This is a genomic window from Sutterella massiliensis, from assembly GCF_016899755.1.
GTDB lineage: Bacteria > Pseudomonadota > Gammaproteobacteria > Burkholderiales > Burkholderiaceae_F > Sutterella > Sutterella massiliensis.
Genome location: NZ_JACJJC010000002.1, coordinates 103,157 through 119,740 on the forward strand (window position 1 = coordinate 103,157; position 16,584 = coordinate 119,740).

The window sequence follows — 16,584 nt, forward strand, 5'->3', positions numbered from 1 at the left end:
ATCTTTTTTCCGATTCTGACGCCATGACGCCGCGACAAGCCTTCGATCCCAAGAAACATCTGCCGCTTTATCTCGTCCTTGACCCGCAGCTCTGCGGAGGTGCGCTTGGCATGGTCGAAACGACGCGCGCCGCCATTGCCGGCGGCGCATCGATCGTGCAGCTTCGAGCGCCCGAGTGGAAAAAGCGCGAAATGTGCGAATGCGCGCGAGCGCTTTTGCAAATCACGCGCGCGGCAGGCATTCCGCTCGTAATCGACGATCACGCGGACGTAGCGCTCGCCGTTGACGCCGACGGCCTCCACGTCGGTCAGAAGGATCTTTCGCCCGCCGACGCACGAGCCGTCATCGGACACGACCGTATCCTCGGTCTCTCGATCAACTGCGTTGAAGAGGCACTTGTCATCGAAAAGGGTCTCGTCGACTACATCGGCATCGGCCCCTACCGCGCTACGGCCACGAAGAAGGATGCAGGTGCCGCCCTCGGTGCGACGGGCCTAAAGGCCATCGTCCGGGCGGCAGGCATGCCCTCAGTTGCGATCGGCGGCATCAAGCTCGAGCATGTCGCCGACGTGATGACCACCGGCGTCGACGGCGTCGCCATTGTCTCTGCTGTCTGTGGCGCACCCAATCCGGAAGCAGCGGCCCGAGCGCTACGAACGGCGCTCAAAGCCACAGGTGTTTGATTCTTCGGGACCACCCAATCGATAGGCATCTCCCATGCACGATTTGAGCTTCGCGGCCGACCGCAAACTCTCGGCTCGCCTTTTTACGCCGCAGACGTCGCTCCTCATTCGCTTCGTCCTCATGCTTGCCGTCTGCGCGGTGTTCCTTGGCTTTGCTGCCGCTCCCCGGCGTGCATTTCAGCTCTGGAGCTTCGTCGTGCCCTTCGCCCTTTTGTGGCTCTCGCAGGCCGAGCGTCGCTCGGGCACGGCTTCGCTTCTCAGAGGCGTCGCGTTTGTCGGCTTTCTTTTGAGTGTGCTCGACGGCGGCATACGAGGCTTCATTCGCGAGGTCTACGCGGCCGATCCCATGTCGGGCTTTGTTCTCGAATCGATCGCCAACACCAACCCGAGCGAGAGTCTCGAATTTCTCGGAACAATTCTGCCCGACGCACTTCTTTGGTGCGCATACGGCTTCGGCACGCTTGCGATTGTCGGCGCACTCATGTTTGCACGCCTGCCGCGTTCGCACGGCGGCTACACCAGAAAGTGGATTGCGCTTCCCGTCGTGGCGCTCCTTGCCACTCTCACAATCGTGAGCTGGAGTCTGCGTCCTTGGCGCAACCAGCTTCCTCCCGTCTACTGGACGAACTGGGCTGGACGCGTCGCCTCCATGCAGGAAAAGTGGGCCAACTTGGAAGTTCAGTGGCAAAAGGAAGCCGAGCTCGCAGCCGCGAGCTTCATTTCGGCCGACGACGCCCCCAAGACCTTCGTTCTCGTCATCGGCGAAAGCACGGCGCGCGACCACTGGTCGCTTTACGGCTACAGCCGCAAAACGACCCCAAAACTCGAGGCGCGTGCTGAAAGCGACGACCGCTTCATCACCGTTCGCGACGTCTGGTCTGTCGACGGCAGCACCGTGGCCGCTTTCAACTCCATGTTCCTCGTGCCCAAGACCGATCCGAATGCGTCACGGGAAAATCTCTTTGCGCTTTTCCGGCAGGCCGGTTGGAAGATCACCTGGATCAGCAATCAAGAAGACCTCGCAATCCGCAATCAGTACGCTCACTGGGCCGACGAACAGATCTTTTTGAATCGCGTCGGCGGCCGCTCGAGCGTCTCGCTTGACGAACGCGTGCTTGAGCCGCTTGAGAAAGCATTGGCAGACAATGCGCCCCGACACCTTATTGTTGTGCACCTCATTGGCGCGCACCCGCACTACAGCCTGCGCTACCCTGCGGACTGGGAGTCGGACTGGCCCGACGACGCCGTTGACGAGAAATTGAAGTCGCTCGACCGCTCTCCGTGGGTCATCAAGGCCATCGACACCTACGATACGGCCATGCGTTATCAGGACCAGGTGATCGCGCAGACGCTCGACTTGGCTGAAGCCGCTGCCCGAAGTGAAAAACCGGTCATTTGGAGCTACATCTCCGACCACGGTCAGGAGCTCGGCGAAGCAGAAAACCGCACCGGCCACTCGCAAACGACACCCGACGGTTATCGCGTGCCCTTTGTCGTCTGGTCATCCGACGGGCGCTTCAAGAAGCCGATTGAAGACAAACCCTTCCGCGCCGATCTGCTTGACTCCTGGATGCTCTCGGCCGCTGGCATTGAGTGCAAAGACGAAATGCCTAAAGAAGACATCGCTTCGCAGCAGTACGACTTCGATGCACCCAAGCTCCCCATGCGGGATCCGGAACTGGAAGCCTATCGAGAAAATTAAAATGATTTGAACGCAACGGCTTCCGACTACGCATGACTTCGCTTCTGAAACCCGACTTTGTCCGAATGCCTCTCGACGAGGCGCACCGTGTGCTTGTCGCCAAAACGTTGGAAACGTCAGCCGACGAGGAGGCTTGGCCGATTGACGCTGCGCGGCGAGAAACACTCGCCGCAGCGCGTGAACTCGGTGAGAAGCCGACAGCCGCGCGCTTTTTGAGCGTGCGCGCCGAGCGCGTGCGCGAGCGCTTTGCGCAGGCAGACGCGCAAGCGTCCGGAAAAGCGCTTCGCACTTGCGAAGAAGCACAGCTGAAGCGCTTTCCGATTCCCAAACTGCGCTCGGGCACGCTCACGCTCTTACTCGCGGTGCTTGCCTACCTTGCCGGTACGGCTGCCGACCGCTGGACCTCGGACGGGCGCATCGTCAACTTGCTTGCCGCACCGTTTCTCGGCATCCTCCTCTGGAACCTAATGATTTATGCGCTGCTTGTCGTGCGCAGCGCACTGCGCCCCTTTGCGTCGAAAAAGTCTGCCGACGCTGAGCGTACGAGCGGCGCCCGATCGCTCCTTGAAGCAATTATTCGCAAAACTGCTGGCTTGAAGCTCACGCGCGAACGCCGTACCTTTGTCGCGCAGATGCTCGTGCTGCTAGAGCCGCAAATTTGTGCCATGGCCGCACGCGCCTTACATCTCGCCGCCGCCGCATTTGCTGCTGGGATCCTTGCGAGCATCGCCGTACGCGGAGTCGGCACGGCCTACCTGGTCGGCTGGGAAAGTACGTGGTTTGCAAACGACCCGGGACGCGTAGCGCAGATTCTCGAAGCCATTTACGGCTGGCTCCCTGCCGCGCTCGCGCCGCTCCCAGCGCTCACGCCCGAAAGTGTCGCCGCCATGAATCTCACGGCGGGCGGTGCGCAGAATGCTTCGCCCTGGCTCATTGCGCTTATGAGTCTGCTTCTTATCGTCGTCATCGTACCGAGACTCCTCCTGGCGGGCTTCCTTTCTTGGCGAATTGCCGCCGCGCGCCGCAGCGTTCGACTCGCGCTCGATGACGATTACTATGACGCGCTTTTTGAAGCACTCGTACCTGCACGACGCGAAGTCGTTCTCTACGCAGATGCAAGCCTCGGGCTCGGCGGTACGGGCCGCCCACAGCAAGATGCCGACCTCGATCTGCTTTTCGAGCGCTTGCGCGGATCGAAAGCGCCTGCCGTTCTGAGGGAGGGCCTTCGCAGTGCACGCGTCGAGCGCTTCAGCATTTGGGAAGACGATCCGGCCGAACGTTTCGGGAAGCTCGCCGGCATGCCTGCCTGTCTTTGGCTCGATGCTGCTGCCACCCCCGAGACGGAAGTGCATGGCGAAGCGCTGCGCCGTCTCGCGCAGGCGTGCGCACCCGACAAGGCGATTTTGCTGCTCGACCTCTCCTCGCTCGCACAGCGCTTTGGTCCGACGGCGGATAATGTAGGGATGCGCCGCGCGCTTTGGACGCGTTTTGCCGAATCGTTCGGCGTTGATGTCGTCGTTCTCGGCATCTGAAACCCATTCACTCTATCGGCCGATCCTTCATGACGGACCCGCTTCGCATTCACCTGAGCCTTGTGAGCCACACCAATATCGGCAAGACCACGCTTGCCCGCACGCTTCTCATGCGGGATGTGGGCGAAATTGCCGACCGCGCGCACGTCACCGAAACGACGGACGATTACGTGCTCGCACGTGCCGTTGACGGCAGCGAACTCGTGCTATGGGATACTCCGGGCTTCGGCAATTCCGTTCAGCTTGCCAAGCGCCTCGAAGGCCGTGCGAATCCCGTCGGCTGGTTCCTCTCGGAAGTCTGGGATCGGCTCACCAACAAGGCCTTTTGGCTCGACCAGCGGGCCGTGCGCCATATCCGCGATACGTCGAGCGTCGTGCTCTACCTAGTCAACGCTGAAGAGGTACCCGAACGCTCGCCCTACGTGCCGGCAGAAATGAAGATTCTCTCGTGGATCGGCAAGCCCGTCATCGTGCTCCTCAATCAGATGGGGCCGCCCCGGGAAGCGCATCTCGAAGAGGCTGAAATTGCCGGCTGGAAACGTTCGCTTGCCCCCTACAGCTTCGTTGTCGACGTTCTGCCGATGGACGCTTTTGCACGTTGCTGGGTGCAGGAGTCTAAGCTCTTCGATTCGATCGGCCGCGCCATCCCGAACGAACTGCAGGCAGCCTTTTCCGAACTTCGTACCGTTTGGCTGCGCGGACGTCGCGCCATCTATGCGAGTTCGGTCGAAGCCATCGCGCGCCACATACGACTTCTCGTGACCGCCGCGGAAACGCTCCCGGCCGTTTCACTAAAAGAGCGAGCGCTTACTGTCGCCAAGCGCCTTGGTCTTAAAACCCCCGAACGCGACGCACGCGATGCCTTGGCCGATGCGCAGACTGCGCTCGCTTCCGAAGCGGCCGACAGCTTTTGTGCGCTCACGAATAAGCTCATCGACATCAACGGCCTCAAAGGCAAAGGCGTCTCCAAGGAGATCCTGCGACGCATGAAGACCGACTGGCATCTCGCGACCTATTCGGTCGATGCAGCAAGCGCTGCCGCAATCGGCACGGGACTGGGCGCCGCATCGGGTGCCGCCGCTGCGGGCCTCACGGTCGATGCAGCTACGGGCGGCCTGTCGCTCGGACTCGGCACGCTTCTGGGCGGCCTTATCGGCGCCATCGGCGGGCTCGGTGCGGCTGCCGCTTACAACCTCCGTTCCGACAAGAAGGGTACGGAACTCGCTTGGAGCGACAAGGCTGTCTCGAGCTTCATTCTTGAAGCCGTACTCCTCTATCTCGCTGTCGCGCATTTCGGCCGCGGCCGCGGCGAATGGGCCGAAAGCGAAAGCCCCGCCTTCTGGAAGGAAGCGGCACTCGAGGCGCTCAAAGAGCGTTCGGACGATCTCAAAAAAATCCGGCTCCTCGATCAGGACGCCATGGAGGGCCGGCTCGTTCTCACCATCGATTCGCTCATTCGAACGATTTTCGTGCGCCTCTACGGTCTATCCGTTTGAGGCGGTCCACTGCTGAGACAGCTGTCCCCGTCTCGCGAGCCAATCGCGATAAACACAAATAAGGGAAGGGCTGTCCGTTGCACCGCTGCAACGGACAGCCCTTCCTTTTCTGAAGCAAGCCGACAACGGCGCGCATCACATGTGTGGTACGTGCGCGCGCCGACCACTCGGTTTTACGGCACCATATCGCCGATTTCTTCCTTCTTCATGGGCTTCACGAGGTCTTCACGCTTGACGTGCAGATAGATCGCGATTGCAGCCGCCACGAAGACGGACGAGTACACGCTCAAGAGAATGCCGATCGTGAGCGCGAGCGAGAAGTAATGCAGCGCCGGACCACCGAAGAAGAACATCGAGAGCGTCATGCAGAGCGTCGACGTATGCGTGATCACCGTTCTCGAAATCGTCGCGGTAATGGCCGAATTGATGATTTCGATCGTGTCGACGCGGCGCATCTTGCGGAAGTGTTCGCGTACGCGGTCGAAAATAATCACCGATTCGTTCACGGAATACCCGAGCACGGCGAGAATGGCGGCGAGCACCGGGAGCGTGAACTCCCACTTCATCACCGAGAAGATGCCGATCACGATCACCACGTCGTGCAGGTTGGCGATGATGGCCGAAACCGCGAACTTCCATTCGAAGCGAAGCGCGAGGTAGACCATGATGCCGAAGACAACGAGCGCAAGCGCCGTACCGCCGTCTCGAGCGAGTTCGTCACCGACCTGCGGCCCCACAAACTCCGTACTCTTCAAGGTCACATCGGGGTCTTTGGCCTGAAGGACCTTCATGACCTCGGCTGCCACCTGACCGGAAGTCTGGCCTTCCTTCGTCGGAACACGGATCACGACGTCGCGCGACGTGCCGAAGTTCTGTACGAGCACTTCCTTCGAGACGGTCGAGAGATCCTCACGAATCTGCTCGGTGTTGGCCGCCGTCGGGTAAGCCACTTCCATCTGCGTGCCGCCCGTGAACTCAATCGAGAGCGACAGCCCGTGGGTGAAGATCCAATAAACCGCAACGATAAAGCTAGCCAGCGAGATCGCGTTCAGCACATGACGGTAGTGCATGAACGGGATGGTGCGATGAATTCGGAAAAACTCCATTTTTTCTTACTCCCTTGATCTCACTTGCCGGCAGCCTTCTGAGGATCCGGACGCCAGATCTGCCCGATATGAACGCTCGTGAGCTTCTTCTGACGACCGTAGATGAGGTTGATGAGGCCGCGAGAAACCACGACGGAGGTAAAGATCGAGGTACCGATGCCGATACAGTGAACAACAGCAAAGCCGCGCACGGGACCGGAACCGAAGATGAGCAGCGCGAGACCTGCGATCAAGCTCGTGACATTCGAGTCAAGAATCGTCGCAAACGCGTGTTCGTAACCCTCGCTGATGGCCGTCTGCGGGGGACGTCCGATGCGAAGCTCTTCACGTACGCGTTCGTTGATCAGCACGTTCGAGTCAACGGCCATACCAAGCGTGAGAGCGATAGCGGCAATGCCCGGCAGCGTGAGCGTCGCCTGCAGGAGCGAGAGAATCGCGCAGAGCATCATCACGTTGCAGATAAGCGAGATAGCCGACACAACGCCGAAGACTTGGTAGTAAACCGCCATAAAGATGGCAATCACGACAAAGCCGTAGAGCGTCGAGCGGAAGCCCGCTTCAATATTCGCTTCACCCAAGCTCGGGCCAATCAGGCGTTCTTCGACGATTTCCATCGGCGCAGCGAGAGAACCCGCACGCAGCACGAGCGCGGTATCGGTCGCTTCGACGGTCGTCATGTTGCCCGAAATCTGAACGCGGCCGCCGCCGATCTCCTGACGGATTACCGGCGCAGTCACGACCTCGCCCTTGCCCTTTTCAAAGAGCAGGATCGCCATGCGCTTACCGACGTTTTCGCGCGTCACTTCCTGGAAGAGGCGTGCGCCGCGATTGTCAAGCTCGAGGTTGACGGTCGGCTCCTGCGTCTGGCTGTCGAAGCCCGGCTGCGCGTCGTTGAGGTTGTCGCCCGTGAGGATCACGCGGCGCTTGACCAAAATCGGACGGCCGTCGCGATCGGTGAACTTCTCGTCGCCGAAGGGAACGTTGCCCTGCGCGAGCTGCGCAAGCGCTTCGGGACTGTCGTCGACAAGGCGCACTTCAAGCGTAGCCGTACGGCCGAGAATGTCCTTCGCCTTGGCCGTATCCTGCACGCCCGGCAGCTGCACGACGATGCGGTCCGCACCCTGCTGCGCGATCACCGGTTCGGCAACGCCGAGTTCGTTGATTCGGTTGTGCAGCGTCGAGATGTTCTGCTTGAGCGCGTTGTTCTGGACATTCTGAATCGCCTTCTGCGAGAGCGTAGCGCGAATCATGTAGGGCGCAGCGGTCGTTTCGGGCAGCTCGAGGACGAGGTCGGGCTGCGTGTTTCGCATCAAGTCGTTCGCGCGCGCACGTTCCTCTTCGGTCGCAAAGCTGATTTCGATGTCGTTGCCGACACGATTGATGCCCGTGTGGCGAATGCGCTTGTCGCGGAACTGCGAGCGCAGGTCGGAAGCGGTCGCTTCTGCGCGCTTGGTGATTGCAGCACGCATATCAACCTGCAGCAGGAAGTGAACGCCGCCGCGAAGGTCAAGTCCGAGATACATCGGCTGACCGTGGAGCGCCAAGAGCCAATTGGGAGTATTGGGCGTCAGGTTGAGCGCTGCAATGTAGCTCGGATCCTTCGGATCGGCATTGAGTGCGCGGTCGACGACTTCGCGTGCTTCGAGCTGCTCTTCGGTCTGTGTCGGGTCAAAGCGAACGCGGATCGTGTTCTGCTGAGCCCCCTGCTCGAAGAAGACGCCGTTGGGGCTGAGGTTCGCATCGGCGAGCGCCTTCTGAACCTTTTCGAGGGTCTCCTGCGTGACTTTCGCAGTCGCCTTGGCGGCCGAAATCTGTACCGCGGGCGATTCCCCGTAAAAATTCGGCAGCGTGTAGATCACCCCGATAAGGAGCACGATGCCGATCAGAATGTACTTCCAAAGAGGATAGCGATTCATCGCTCTCTCCGTTTTCAAACGAGCGAAAAAAGGGCGATCAAGCCCTTTTTTCCCGGTTGTTTCGGTCGGACAAGGGCTTCGAAAAGCGTAGTCGAAGCCTTTCGAAGCCCTGTCGGACGCATAAGCGAAGGAAGGGATGCGAGGCCTGTTGGGGCACTTCGCATCCCTTTATTCGAGTTCGGATCAGAACTTGATGGAGCCCTTCGGGAGAACCATCTGAACGGCGTTGCGCTGCATGCGGACAACGACGGGCTTGCCGTCGACGGACGCAACCTGCAGGCCGATCGTCTGATCTTCCACAAAGTCGATGCGCCCGTTGAGACCGCCGAGCGTCATCACTTCGTCGCCCTTGGCAAGCGCGTCACACATCTTCATGTGTTCCTTCTGGCGCTTCTGCTGCGGACGAATCAGGAAGAACCAGAAGACCGCGAAAATGACGATCAGCGGCACGACCTGGATGAGAAAGCCTTCCATTCCGCCGGGCGCGGCAGCTTCGCCGGCCGCCCAGGCGTCATTGATAAAAAACATGTGAACTCCGTACTGGAAAAAATGTTCGACCGGCCCGAACGGTCCGTTCCTCGGCTTAAGCGAGGCCGTGCGGGACAATCGGATCATTATAAAAGAGGGAAGCCCGTCGAGACTTCACCGCTTTTACCAATTATTCAATGCCTCGGGCCCGATTTTCCTTAAAGGTCTGCTTCCACGCTTCGAAGGTACCCGCTTCGAGCGAATCGCGGATTTCCTGCATGAGCGTGAGGTAGTAGTGCAGGTTGTGAATCGTATTGAGGCGGGCGCCCAAGATTTCACCGACCTTGTGCAGGTGATGCAGGTACGAGCGGCTGAAGTTGCGGCACGTATAGCAGTTGCACGTCGGATCGAGCGGGCGCAGGTCGTTGCGGTAGCGGCTGTTCTTAAGCTTGATGTCGCCAAAGCGCGTAAAGAGCCAACCGTTTCGGGCATTTCGCGTCGGCATGACGCAGTCGAACATATCGATGCCGTTCGAGACGCCGTCAACCAGATCCTCGGGCGTACCAACACCCATCAGATAGCGCGGACGATCTTCGGGGAGCTGATAGGCAATTTCGTCGAGCACGCGAAGCATCTCTTCCTTGGGTTCGCCCACCGAGAGGCCGCCGAGCGCATAGCCGTGGAAGCCGATTTCCTTGAGGCCCGCGAGCGACTCTTCACGCAGGTGCTTGAACATGCCGCCCTGAACAATCCCGAAAAGCGTATTAGGATTTTCGAGTCGATCGAACTCGTCCTTCGAGCGCTTGGCCCAGCGCAGACTCATGCGCATCGACTTCGCGGCTTCGACTTCTGTCGCAGGACGCCCGTTGATCTTGTAGGGCGTGCACTCATCGAGCACCATCGTGATGTCGGAATTGAGCGTCTTCTGAATCTGCATCGAGATCTCGGGCGTCAGAAAAAGCTTGTCGCCGTTGATGGGGTTGCTGAAGCGAACGCCCTCTTCGGTGATCTTTCTGAGTTCTCCGAGGCTGAAAACCTGAAAGCCGCCCGAGTCGGTCAGGATGGGCTTATGCCACTGACCGAACCCGTGAAGGCCGCCGTGCGCACCGATCACGTCAAGCCCGGGGCGCAGCCACAGATGGAAAGTGTTGCCGAGAATGATCTGCGAGCCCACTTCTTCGAGCTCGTAGGGCGCCATCGACTTGACGGCGCCGTAAGTGCCGACCGGCATGAAGATCGGCGTCTGAACAACGCCGTGATTGAGCGTAAGCTCGCCGCGGCGCGCTTTGCCGCAGGTTGCTTTGACTTTGAAGGAAAACGCCATTGCTGTTTAATCCTGATGTTCTGTTGCTGGGGCGCGTTCTCGCGCGGCTCAGGGCGTCACGCCGGGCTTGCGCTCGATGAAGCACGCGTCGCCGTAGCTGAAGAAGCGGTAGCGTTCCTGAACGGCGTGCGCATAGGCTTCGAGAATGCGTTCGCGACCGACAAGCGCGGAGACGAGCATCACGAGTGTCGACTTCGGCAGATGGAAGTTCGTGATGAGCGCGTCGATGATGCGGAATTCGTAGCCCGGCATGATGAAGAGCGACGTGTCGCGCGCGCCCGCCTGAACGTGACCGGGACGATCGGCCGCAGACTCGATGGTGCGCAGCGACGTCGTGCCGACGGCAATCACGCGGCGGCCTTCGGCCTTCGCGGCGTTGATGCGGCGGGCCACGTCTTCGGGCATGGAGTACCACTCCGAGTGCATGTGGTGCTCGGAGAGCTTTTCAACGCGAACGGGCTGGAACGTCCCCGCGCCCACGTGCAGCGTCACATATTCGATGTCGACGCCCTTCTCGGCCAAGCGCTTCAGGAGCGCTTCGTTGAAGTGCAGTCCTGCCGTCGGCGCCGCCACGGCGCCCGGGTACTTCGCGTAGACCGTCTGGTAGCGTCCTTCGTCGGTTTTGTCCGCCGCGTGTTCGATGTAGGGCGGCAGCGGCACTTTGCCGAACGCCTCGAGCACATCGAGAACGGGCGCCTCAAAGCGAAGCACAAAAAATTCACCCTCGCGGCCTTCAACGGTCGCCGCGGCCGTGCGGCCCTCGGCCTCGAAGTAGAGCTTCGTGCCGGGTTTCGGGGACTTGCTCGCGCGCACCATGGCGATGGCGCTGTCTTCCCCCGTCACGCGCTCGATGAGCGCTTCAATGGCGCCGCCCGTTTCCTTCTTGCCCAAAAGACGCGCCTTGATCACGCGCGTGTTGTTGGCCACCAAAAGGTCGCCCGGACGAAGAAAACGCTCGATATCGGTGAAGTGACCGTCCTCAAGAACGGTGTCGGTGATGTGAAGCAGACGCGAAGCGGTGCGGTCTGCGAGGGGATACTGCGCAATGAGTTCCTGCGGCAGTTCGAAATCGAAATCGGAAAGGTACTGTTCCTGCATGGCTTGACCGGCCAATCTGTATGAAAAAGAACGGCATTCTACCGTTTCGTCGAGCGGGCTGCAGAAAGACCGTACCCCAGAAAAACGTTCGACTTATTCGTCCGCCGCCGCTTCGTCGTCAAAGTCGACGCCTGCCGCACACAAGTCGGAAAAGAGCAGACTTCCGCACGAGCGCTCGCTTGCCGTCAAGCGGTCCGCACCCACCGCCTCGAGCTGCATCATCATTTCGAGAATGTTTCCCGCAATCGAAAACCCTTCGATCGCATGATCGATCCGGCCGTTTTCCACCCAGAAACCGAATGCACCGCGCGAATAGTCGCCCGTCACAGGGTTAAAGCCCTGCCCGATCAATTCCGTAACGAGAATGCCTCGGTCGAGCTTTTTCAACATCGCGGTGAAGTCGTCCGAGGTTCGCGTTTGCGAACTTGAAAGCGTCAGGTTGTAAGCGCCGCCGGCGTTGCCCGTCGTTCGCAGCCCAAGCTTTCGCGCGCTGTAGCTCGAAAGGAAGCGGCCTTCAAGGCGCCCCGAATCGACGATGAGGCGCCTGCGGCCGGCACAGCCCTCGTCGTCAAAGGCGCCGGACCCGATTGCGCGGGCGACGAAGGGATTTTCTTCCACCGAAACATGCTCGGGCAGAATTCGCTCGCCGAACTTGTCGCCGAGGCACGACGCCTTTCTGTAGAGAGCCGAACCGGAAAGGAGCGCTTCGAGAATATCGAGTAGCCCCACGGCAGCCTGCGGCTCAAAGAGCACGTTGTAGCGCCCGGGCGACACGGCGCCCGCATTCAGACGCCTCACCGCACGCTGCGCGGCAAGCGCCCCGAGTGCTTCGGGCGACATCAGATCTTCAAGCGCTCTTGCTTCGCACCACCAGCCGTCCCGCTGCGACTCGCCCTCGGGCGACTGCGCGATCGGCCAACAGTCGATGCTGTGGCGCCCGTAGGCATAGCCCGCACAAAAGCCCAGCGAATTCGCGAGCGTAAAGACGCCCGCCGACGTATCAAAACGCGCACCCTCGGTATTCGTAATCCGAGCGTCTGCGGCGAGCGCCGCGGCTTCCGTTCGCTCGAGCAGTCGAAAAGCCTCTTCGGGCGTCCCCGCGAAAGGATGGTAGAGCGACAAATCCGGAAACTCGGTCGCCAGATCGGCCTCGTCGGGGAGCCCCCCGGCCGGATCGGGCTTCGCGTGCGACGCAATCTGCACTGCGGCGCGAACGGTCCGCTCGAGCGAAGCTTCCGAGAGGTCGGACGTGCTTGCCGTTCCGCGCTGCGCGCCCTTCCAGACGTTGACGACAAGAACGCTCTCTTCCGTGCGCTCGATGCTCTCGGGTTCACACATGCGGGTCGAAGCGGACAAGCCTCGATCAAAACTCGCCTCTGCAGACGCCGAGCTCGCGCCGAGCGCTTTGGCGCGCTCGACGCACCACTGCGCCGTCTCTACGGTTGTGCGTCGAAGCACCGTGATGTCGGTGTCGTCCTCGCACGCCGATTCGTCTCCTGAAAACGCTTGAAAGTTCGCTTCGCGCATGGTTCCCTGCCGGCTCTTCGCCTCTCTTCACATCAGAAAACGTATGATACGGACTTCATAAGAATTCTTTCCTTTGGAGACAGCGCCATCATGCGTCAAGACGCCTTTCCGCCCGAAGACGACGAAGAAGACGAATACCTGGGCCCCTCGAAATCGCAATTGAAGCGCGAGCAGCTCGAGCTGCAGGCGCTCGGCAAAGAAATGACGAAGCTCGGCGACGAACAGCTTCGAAAAGTTGGGCTCCCCGAAGACGTGTATGTCGAAATTGTCGAATTCCGCCGCATGAAGAGCTTCGGCGCGCAGCGCCGCCAGCTGCAGCTGATCGGCAAGAAGATGCGCTACCTCGATCCGAAAGCGGTGCGCGAAGCAATCGACCGAGCCACCGGCGAATCGAAGGCGGCAGTTGCGCTGCACCACAAGTGCGAGCGTCTGCGCGACGCGATGCTCGAGAGCGACGAAGCGGTGAAGCGCTTCATTGACGAGCATCCCGACGTCGACATCCGCAAGCTGCGCGAACACGTCCGCGTCGCGCGCAAGGAGCGCGAAGCGCAGAAGCCCCCGAAGAACGCCCGCGCGCTCTACCGCATGCTGCACGAAATGTTCGATGAGGCCGTTAGTCTCGAGCGTGTCGACGACGAGAGCGAAGCGTCCGAAGAAAATTAATCGAAGCATCTCTGCTCTCGGGCGGCTGTTTTTTTGCGGTCGCCCGTTTCTGAAGCATTTCTCCCATTCAACTGCCAAATACTCAGCGAGTCACGCCATGAAGCCGCCCCGCAGCGCAGAAAACGAGCTTATTCTCGGTCTAGTTTCCATCTCCGACCGCGCTAGCCGCGGCATCTATGACGACAAAGGCATCCCGACGCTCGAAGCTTGGTGCCGCAAGGCCATCTCGACGCCGATCCGCGTCCATAAGCGCCTCATTCCCGACGAGCGCTTCGACATCGAAAAGACGCTTCGCGAGCTCGTGGACATCATCGGGTGCGATCTCATTCTGACGACGGGCGGTACGGGCCCCTCGCGCCGCGACGTCACGCCCGAGGCGACGCTCGCTGTCGCCACGCGCGAGATGCCGGGCTTCGGCGAACAAATGCGTGCCATTTCGGGACACTTCGTTCCGACAGCGATCCTTTCGCGCCAGGTCGGCGTCCTTCGTGAAACGCCCGACCACGCAGCGCTCATCATCAACTTGCCCGGGCAGCCCAAGGCCATTGCCGAAACGCTTGAAGGCCTGCGAGACGAAAACGGCAACACCGTTGTGAACGGTATTTTTGCGGCCGTCCCCTACTGCATCGATTTGATCGGCGGTCCTTACATTGAAACGAACGAAGCGATTGTGAAGGCTTTCCGCCCGAAGAGCGCAAGAAAGCCGAGCACGGCCCAAGCGTCCGAAACGGTCGCCGCTTCGGAAGCTACAGCGGAGAAGTCTGTTGACCCGATGACTGAAACGGCACCTGAGCAAACAGTTGCAACCGAAGCAATTGCTCCCGCGAAGAACGACCAACCGCAAACGCCCGTAAAGCAGCCGGAGTCGACGATCAAGGCTGCCGTCGAAAAGGTGCCGGAAGCCGAACGCATTGAGGTTGAGCACATCGTCCCAGAAGAGAGCGCGAAGCCCCGCATCGAGCCCGCTTTCCGGGCCGACGAACTTCTCACCGTTATGCCGCGTCGCGGCGGCACCCCAGAACTTGCCGTCGTTTGGCTGCACGGCATGGGTGCGGACAACGCGGACTTCGCGCCGTTTCCGGACGAAATCCTCGACTTCGGCGGCCCGGTCTGCCGCTTCATTCTGCCCAACGCCCCCGTGCGCGAACTCACGGGGCACCCCGGTTATCCGATTCGCGCTTGGTACGATTTCCCTGGCAACAAGATTGACGATCAGGAAGATGCGCTCGGCATTCGCGAAAGTGCGGCGCGCGTTGCCGCACTCATTCGCGAAGTGGAAGCGAGCGGCGTGCCGCGCAGCCGCATCGTCTTGGGCGGCTTCTCGCAGGGAGCTGCCATCTCGCTCTACGCAGGGCTTCGTGAAGAAGCACCGCTTGCCGGCGTCGTGGCCCTCTCGGGTTATCTGCCGCTCGCGGGACGCCTCTTTTCCGAAGCGACGCCCGCAGGCCGTCGAACGCCCGTCTTTATGGCGCACGGCGACTTCGACAGCATCGTGCCGCCGATGGTCGCCATGCGCTCCGCAGGCGTGATCCGTGAAGCGGTGCCTAACCTTGCATGGCGCACCTATCCGATGGAGCACGAGCTTTGCGGTGAAGAAATGGGCGACATTGCGGCGTTTCTCGCCAGCGTGGCAGAGCGCGCCGGATCGCTCTGAGCGCGCGTTCCGAAGAGAATCAAAAGCCGCGCTCGAGCCACTCGCTCAATAGCGGCGCTGCTGCGTCTTTTTCAGACAGGATGGGGGTTCGTGCGAAAAGCTCGGACCCCCAATCGATTTGGAGCGTCGGGTCGTTCCAGCGGATAGCGCCCTCTTCGCCCGGTCTGTACGGGGTATCGACCTTGTAGAAAACCACCGTTTCGTCTTCGAGCGTGAGAAACGCGTGACCAAAGCCTTTGGGCACAAAAAGCGCGTCGGCGTTCTGGGCCGAGAGTGTCACGGCAAGCCACTTGAGATACGTTGTGCTCCCGGGGCGCAAATCGACGACGACATCGCGCACTGCGCCGCACACGGGACGCACGAGCTTGCTTTGTGCGGCGGCGCCGCGCTGAAAGTGAATGCCGCGCAGCGTGCCGCGCTTTGCGCTCACGCTCAAGTTGTCCTGACAAAAGACACCGGCCCCCGGCAGTCGATACCGCTCGGCATTCCAGAGCTCGGTGAAGCGCCCTCGCACATCACGAAAATTTTTGTCGCGCAGCAGCAGTACGCCGGCAAGCGAGAGTTCGCTGACAGTGAGTGCAGAATTCGTCATGGCGGGATACGTCGACAGCTGATGATTATTTCTTCACCGAACGATCCTTTCCTGCGGAACAAGCAAGGCTTGTCTCCGACCTGCCGCACCTAAACAAAAAGCCCCAGCATTTGCTGAGGCCTTCGTTGTCGTGCCGTTCCGTGGTCCCCGGAGAGAGACTCGAACTCTCACGGTTTTACCCGGCGGATTTTGAATCCGCTGCGTCTACCATTCCGCCATCCGGGGATGGGACCGTATCACTTTGGCTCTCGCCTTGATCGGGCGAGAGAGCAGAGTATGCCACAGCGCCGAAAAAGAGGCAAACGACAAGTACCGCTTACCGCGGTCTTCAATGCTCGAGTTTGCGGATGTGCTGCGTCGGATCGCTATTGCGAACCCGCTCGATAAGCGTCGTGATGGGCACGCCCGCTTTGGTTTGCCAATCCGGACAGATTTCCGAAAGCGGCACGAGGACAAAGAGCCGCTCAAGCATGCGCGGGTGCGGCAGCGTCAAAAAGTGGCTCGTCATGACGACGTCGCCGAAATCGAGCAAATCCAGGTCGAGCGTCCTCGGCGCATTGTGTACGCCCGCAGGGCGCACGCGTCCGTGCGCGTTCTCGATCGCTTGGAGCGACCGCAGAAGCGTTTCGGGTGAACAGGCCGCCTCAACGAGCGCCACAGCGTTCACATAGTCGGGGCCGGACGAGTCGACGGGCGACGTGGAATAGAAGCTGCTGGTTGCAAGCAGCTTGACCTGCTCAAGCGCCGCGATTTCCTCGAGTGCTTTACGAAGTGCTTCCAACGGAGCGCCGAGATTGGCCCCGAGTCCGATCAGTGCACGCAT

14 protein-coding genes and 1 tRNA gene are annotated in these 16,584 nt (G+C 60.6%); 6 read left to right on the plus strand and 9 right to left on the minus strand.

The annotated features are described in order from the left end of the window. The first annotated feature begins 23 nt into the window (after window positions 1-23). From thiE to H6A60_RS01865, 4 genes are read left to right on the plus strand one after another with little or no spacing between them, the layout of a single operon-like run. Window positions 24-683 carry a thiamine phosphate synthase gene (gene thiE / locus H6A60_RS01850; protein ID WP_205101694.1) on the plus strand — a complete coding sequence of 220 codons (660 nt, stop codon included), beginning with the start codon at window positions 24-26 and terminating at the stop codon, window positions 681-683. 34 nt (window positions 684-717) lie between these two features. Beyond that, the gene (locus H6A60_RS01855; RefSeq protein WP_205101695.1) at window positions 718-2,385 is read left to right on the plus strand and encodes a phosphoethanolamine transferase; all 1,668 of its coding nucleotides are present in this window, start codon (window positions 718-720) and stop codon (window positions 2,383-2,385) included. Window positions 2,386-2,417: 32 nt separating this feature from the next. Beyond that, complete coding sequence (locus H6A60_RS01860; RefSeq protein ID WP_205101696.1) at window positions 2,418-3,917, plus strand: DUF2868 domain-containing protein; 1,500 nt, start codon at window positions 2,418-2,420, stop codon at window positions 3,915-3,917. Window positions 3,918-3,946: 29 nt separating this feature from the next. Then, window positions 3,947-5,413 carry a DUF3482 domain-containing protein gene (locus tag H6A60_RS01865; RefSeq protein ID WP_205101697.1) on the plus strand — a complete coding sequence of 489 codons (1,467 nt, stop codon included), beginning with the start codon at window positions 3,947-3,949 and terminating at the stop codon, window positions 5,411-5,413. A 173-nt stretch (window positions 5,414-5,586) separates the two neighbouring features. Here the strand turns inward: H6A60_RS01865 and secF are convergent, their stop codons facing one another. The 6 genes from secF to H6A60_RS01895 form a co-directional block, all read right to left on the minus strand. Then, entirely contained in the window at window positions 5,587-6,519 is a 933-nt protein-coding gene (gene secF, locus H6A60_RS01870; protein ID WP_205101699.1) for a protein translocase subunit SecF, read from the minus strand. Between the two features lie 20 nt (window positions 6,520-6,539). After that, complete coding sequence (secD, locus tag H6A60_RS01875) at window positions 6,540-8,435, minus strand: protein translocase subunit SecD (RefSeq protein ID WP_205101701.1); 1,896 nt, start codon at window positions 8,433-8,435, stop codon at window positions 6,540-6,542. 183 nt (window positions 8,436-8,618) lie between these two features. Continuing rightward, window positions 8,619-8,963 (minus strand): preprotein translocase subunit YajC, encoded by a 345-nt coding sequence (yajC, locus tag H6A60_RS01880; protein ID WP_205101703.1) that lies wholly within the window; start codon window positions 8,961-8,963, stop codon window positions 8,619-8,621. Window positions 8,964-9,093: 130 nt separating this feature from the next. Continuing rightward, the gene (tgt, locus tag H6A60_RS01885; RefSeq protein ID WP_205101704.1) at window positions 9,094-10,227 is read right to left on the minus strand and encodes a tRNA guanosine(34) transglycosylase Tgt; all 1,134 of its coding nucleotides are present in this window, start codon (window positions 10,225-10,227) and stop codon (window positions 9,094-9,096) included. Between the two features lie 48 nt (window positions 10,228-10,275). Continuing rightward, window positions 10,276-11,325, minus strand: a complete 1,050-nt coding sequence (gene queA / locus H6A60_RS01890; RefSeq protein WP_205101706.1) for a tRNA preQ1(34) S-adenosylmethionine ribosyltransferase-isomerase QueA — start codon at window positions 11,323-11,325, stop codon at window positions 10,276-10,278. Between the two features lie 93 nt (window positions 11,326-11,418). Then, complete coding sequence (locus tag H6A60_RS01895; protein WP_205101708.1) at window positions 11,419-12,852, minus strand: metallopeptidase TldD-related protein; 1,434 nt, start codon at window positions 12,850-12,852, stop codon at window positions 11,419-11,421. 90 nt (window positions 12,853-12,942) lie between these two features. Here H6A60_RS01895 and yjgA point away from each other — a divergent pair, with 90 nt between their 5' ends. Beyond that, window positions 12,943-13,515 carry a ribosome biogenesis factor YjgA gene (gene yjgA / locus H6A60_RS01900; RefSeq protein ID WP_205101710.1) on the plus strand — a complete coding sequence of 191 codons (573 nt, stop codon included), beginning with the start codon at window positions 12,943-12,945 and terminating at the stop codon, window positions 13,513-13,515. A 97-nt stretch (window positions 13,516-13,612) separates the two neighbouring features. Continuing rightward, entirely contained in the window at window positions 13,613-15,169 is a 1,557-nt protein-coding gene (gene mog / locus H6A60_RS01905; protein ID WP_205101717.1) for a molybdopterin adenylyltransferase, read from the plus strand. Between the two features lie 19 nt (window positions 15,170-15,188). Here mog and rfbC read toward each other — a convergent pair whose 3' ends face one another. From rfbC to folK, 3 genes are all read right to left on the minus strand, one after another. Beyond that, window positions 15,189-15,761, minus strand: a complete 573-nt coding sequence (gene rfbC, locus H6A60_RS01910) for a dTDP-4-dehydrorhamnose 3,5-epimerase (protein ID WP_205101723.1) — start codon at window positions 15,759-15,761, stop codon at window positions 15,189-15,191. A 141-nt stretch (window positions 15,762-15,902) separates the two neighbouring features. Beyond that, window positions 15,903-15,986, minus strand: a tRNA-Leu gene (locus H6A60_RS01915). A gap of 103 nt (window positions 15,987-16,089) precedes the next feature. Continuing rightward, window positions 16,090-16,584, minus strand: a complete 495-nt coding sequence (gene folK, locus H6A60_RS01920; RefSeq protein WP_205101724.1) for a 2-amino-4-hydroxy-6-hydroxymethyldihydropteridine diphosphokinase — start codon at window positions 16,582-16,584, stop codon at window positions 16,090-16,092.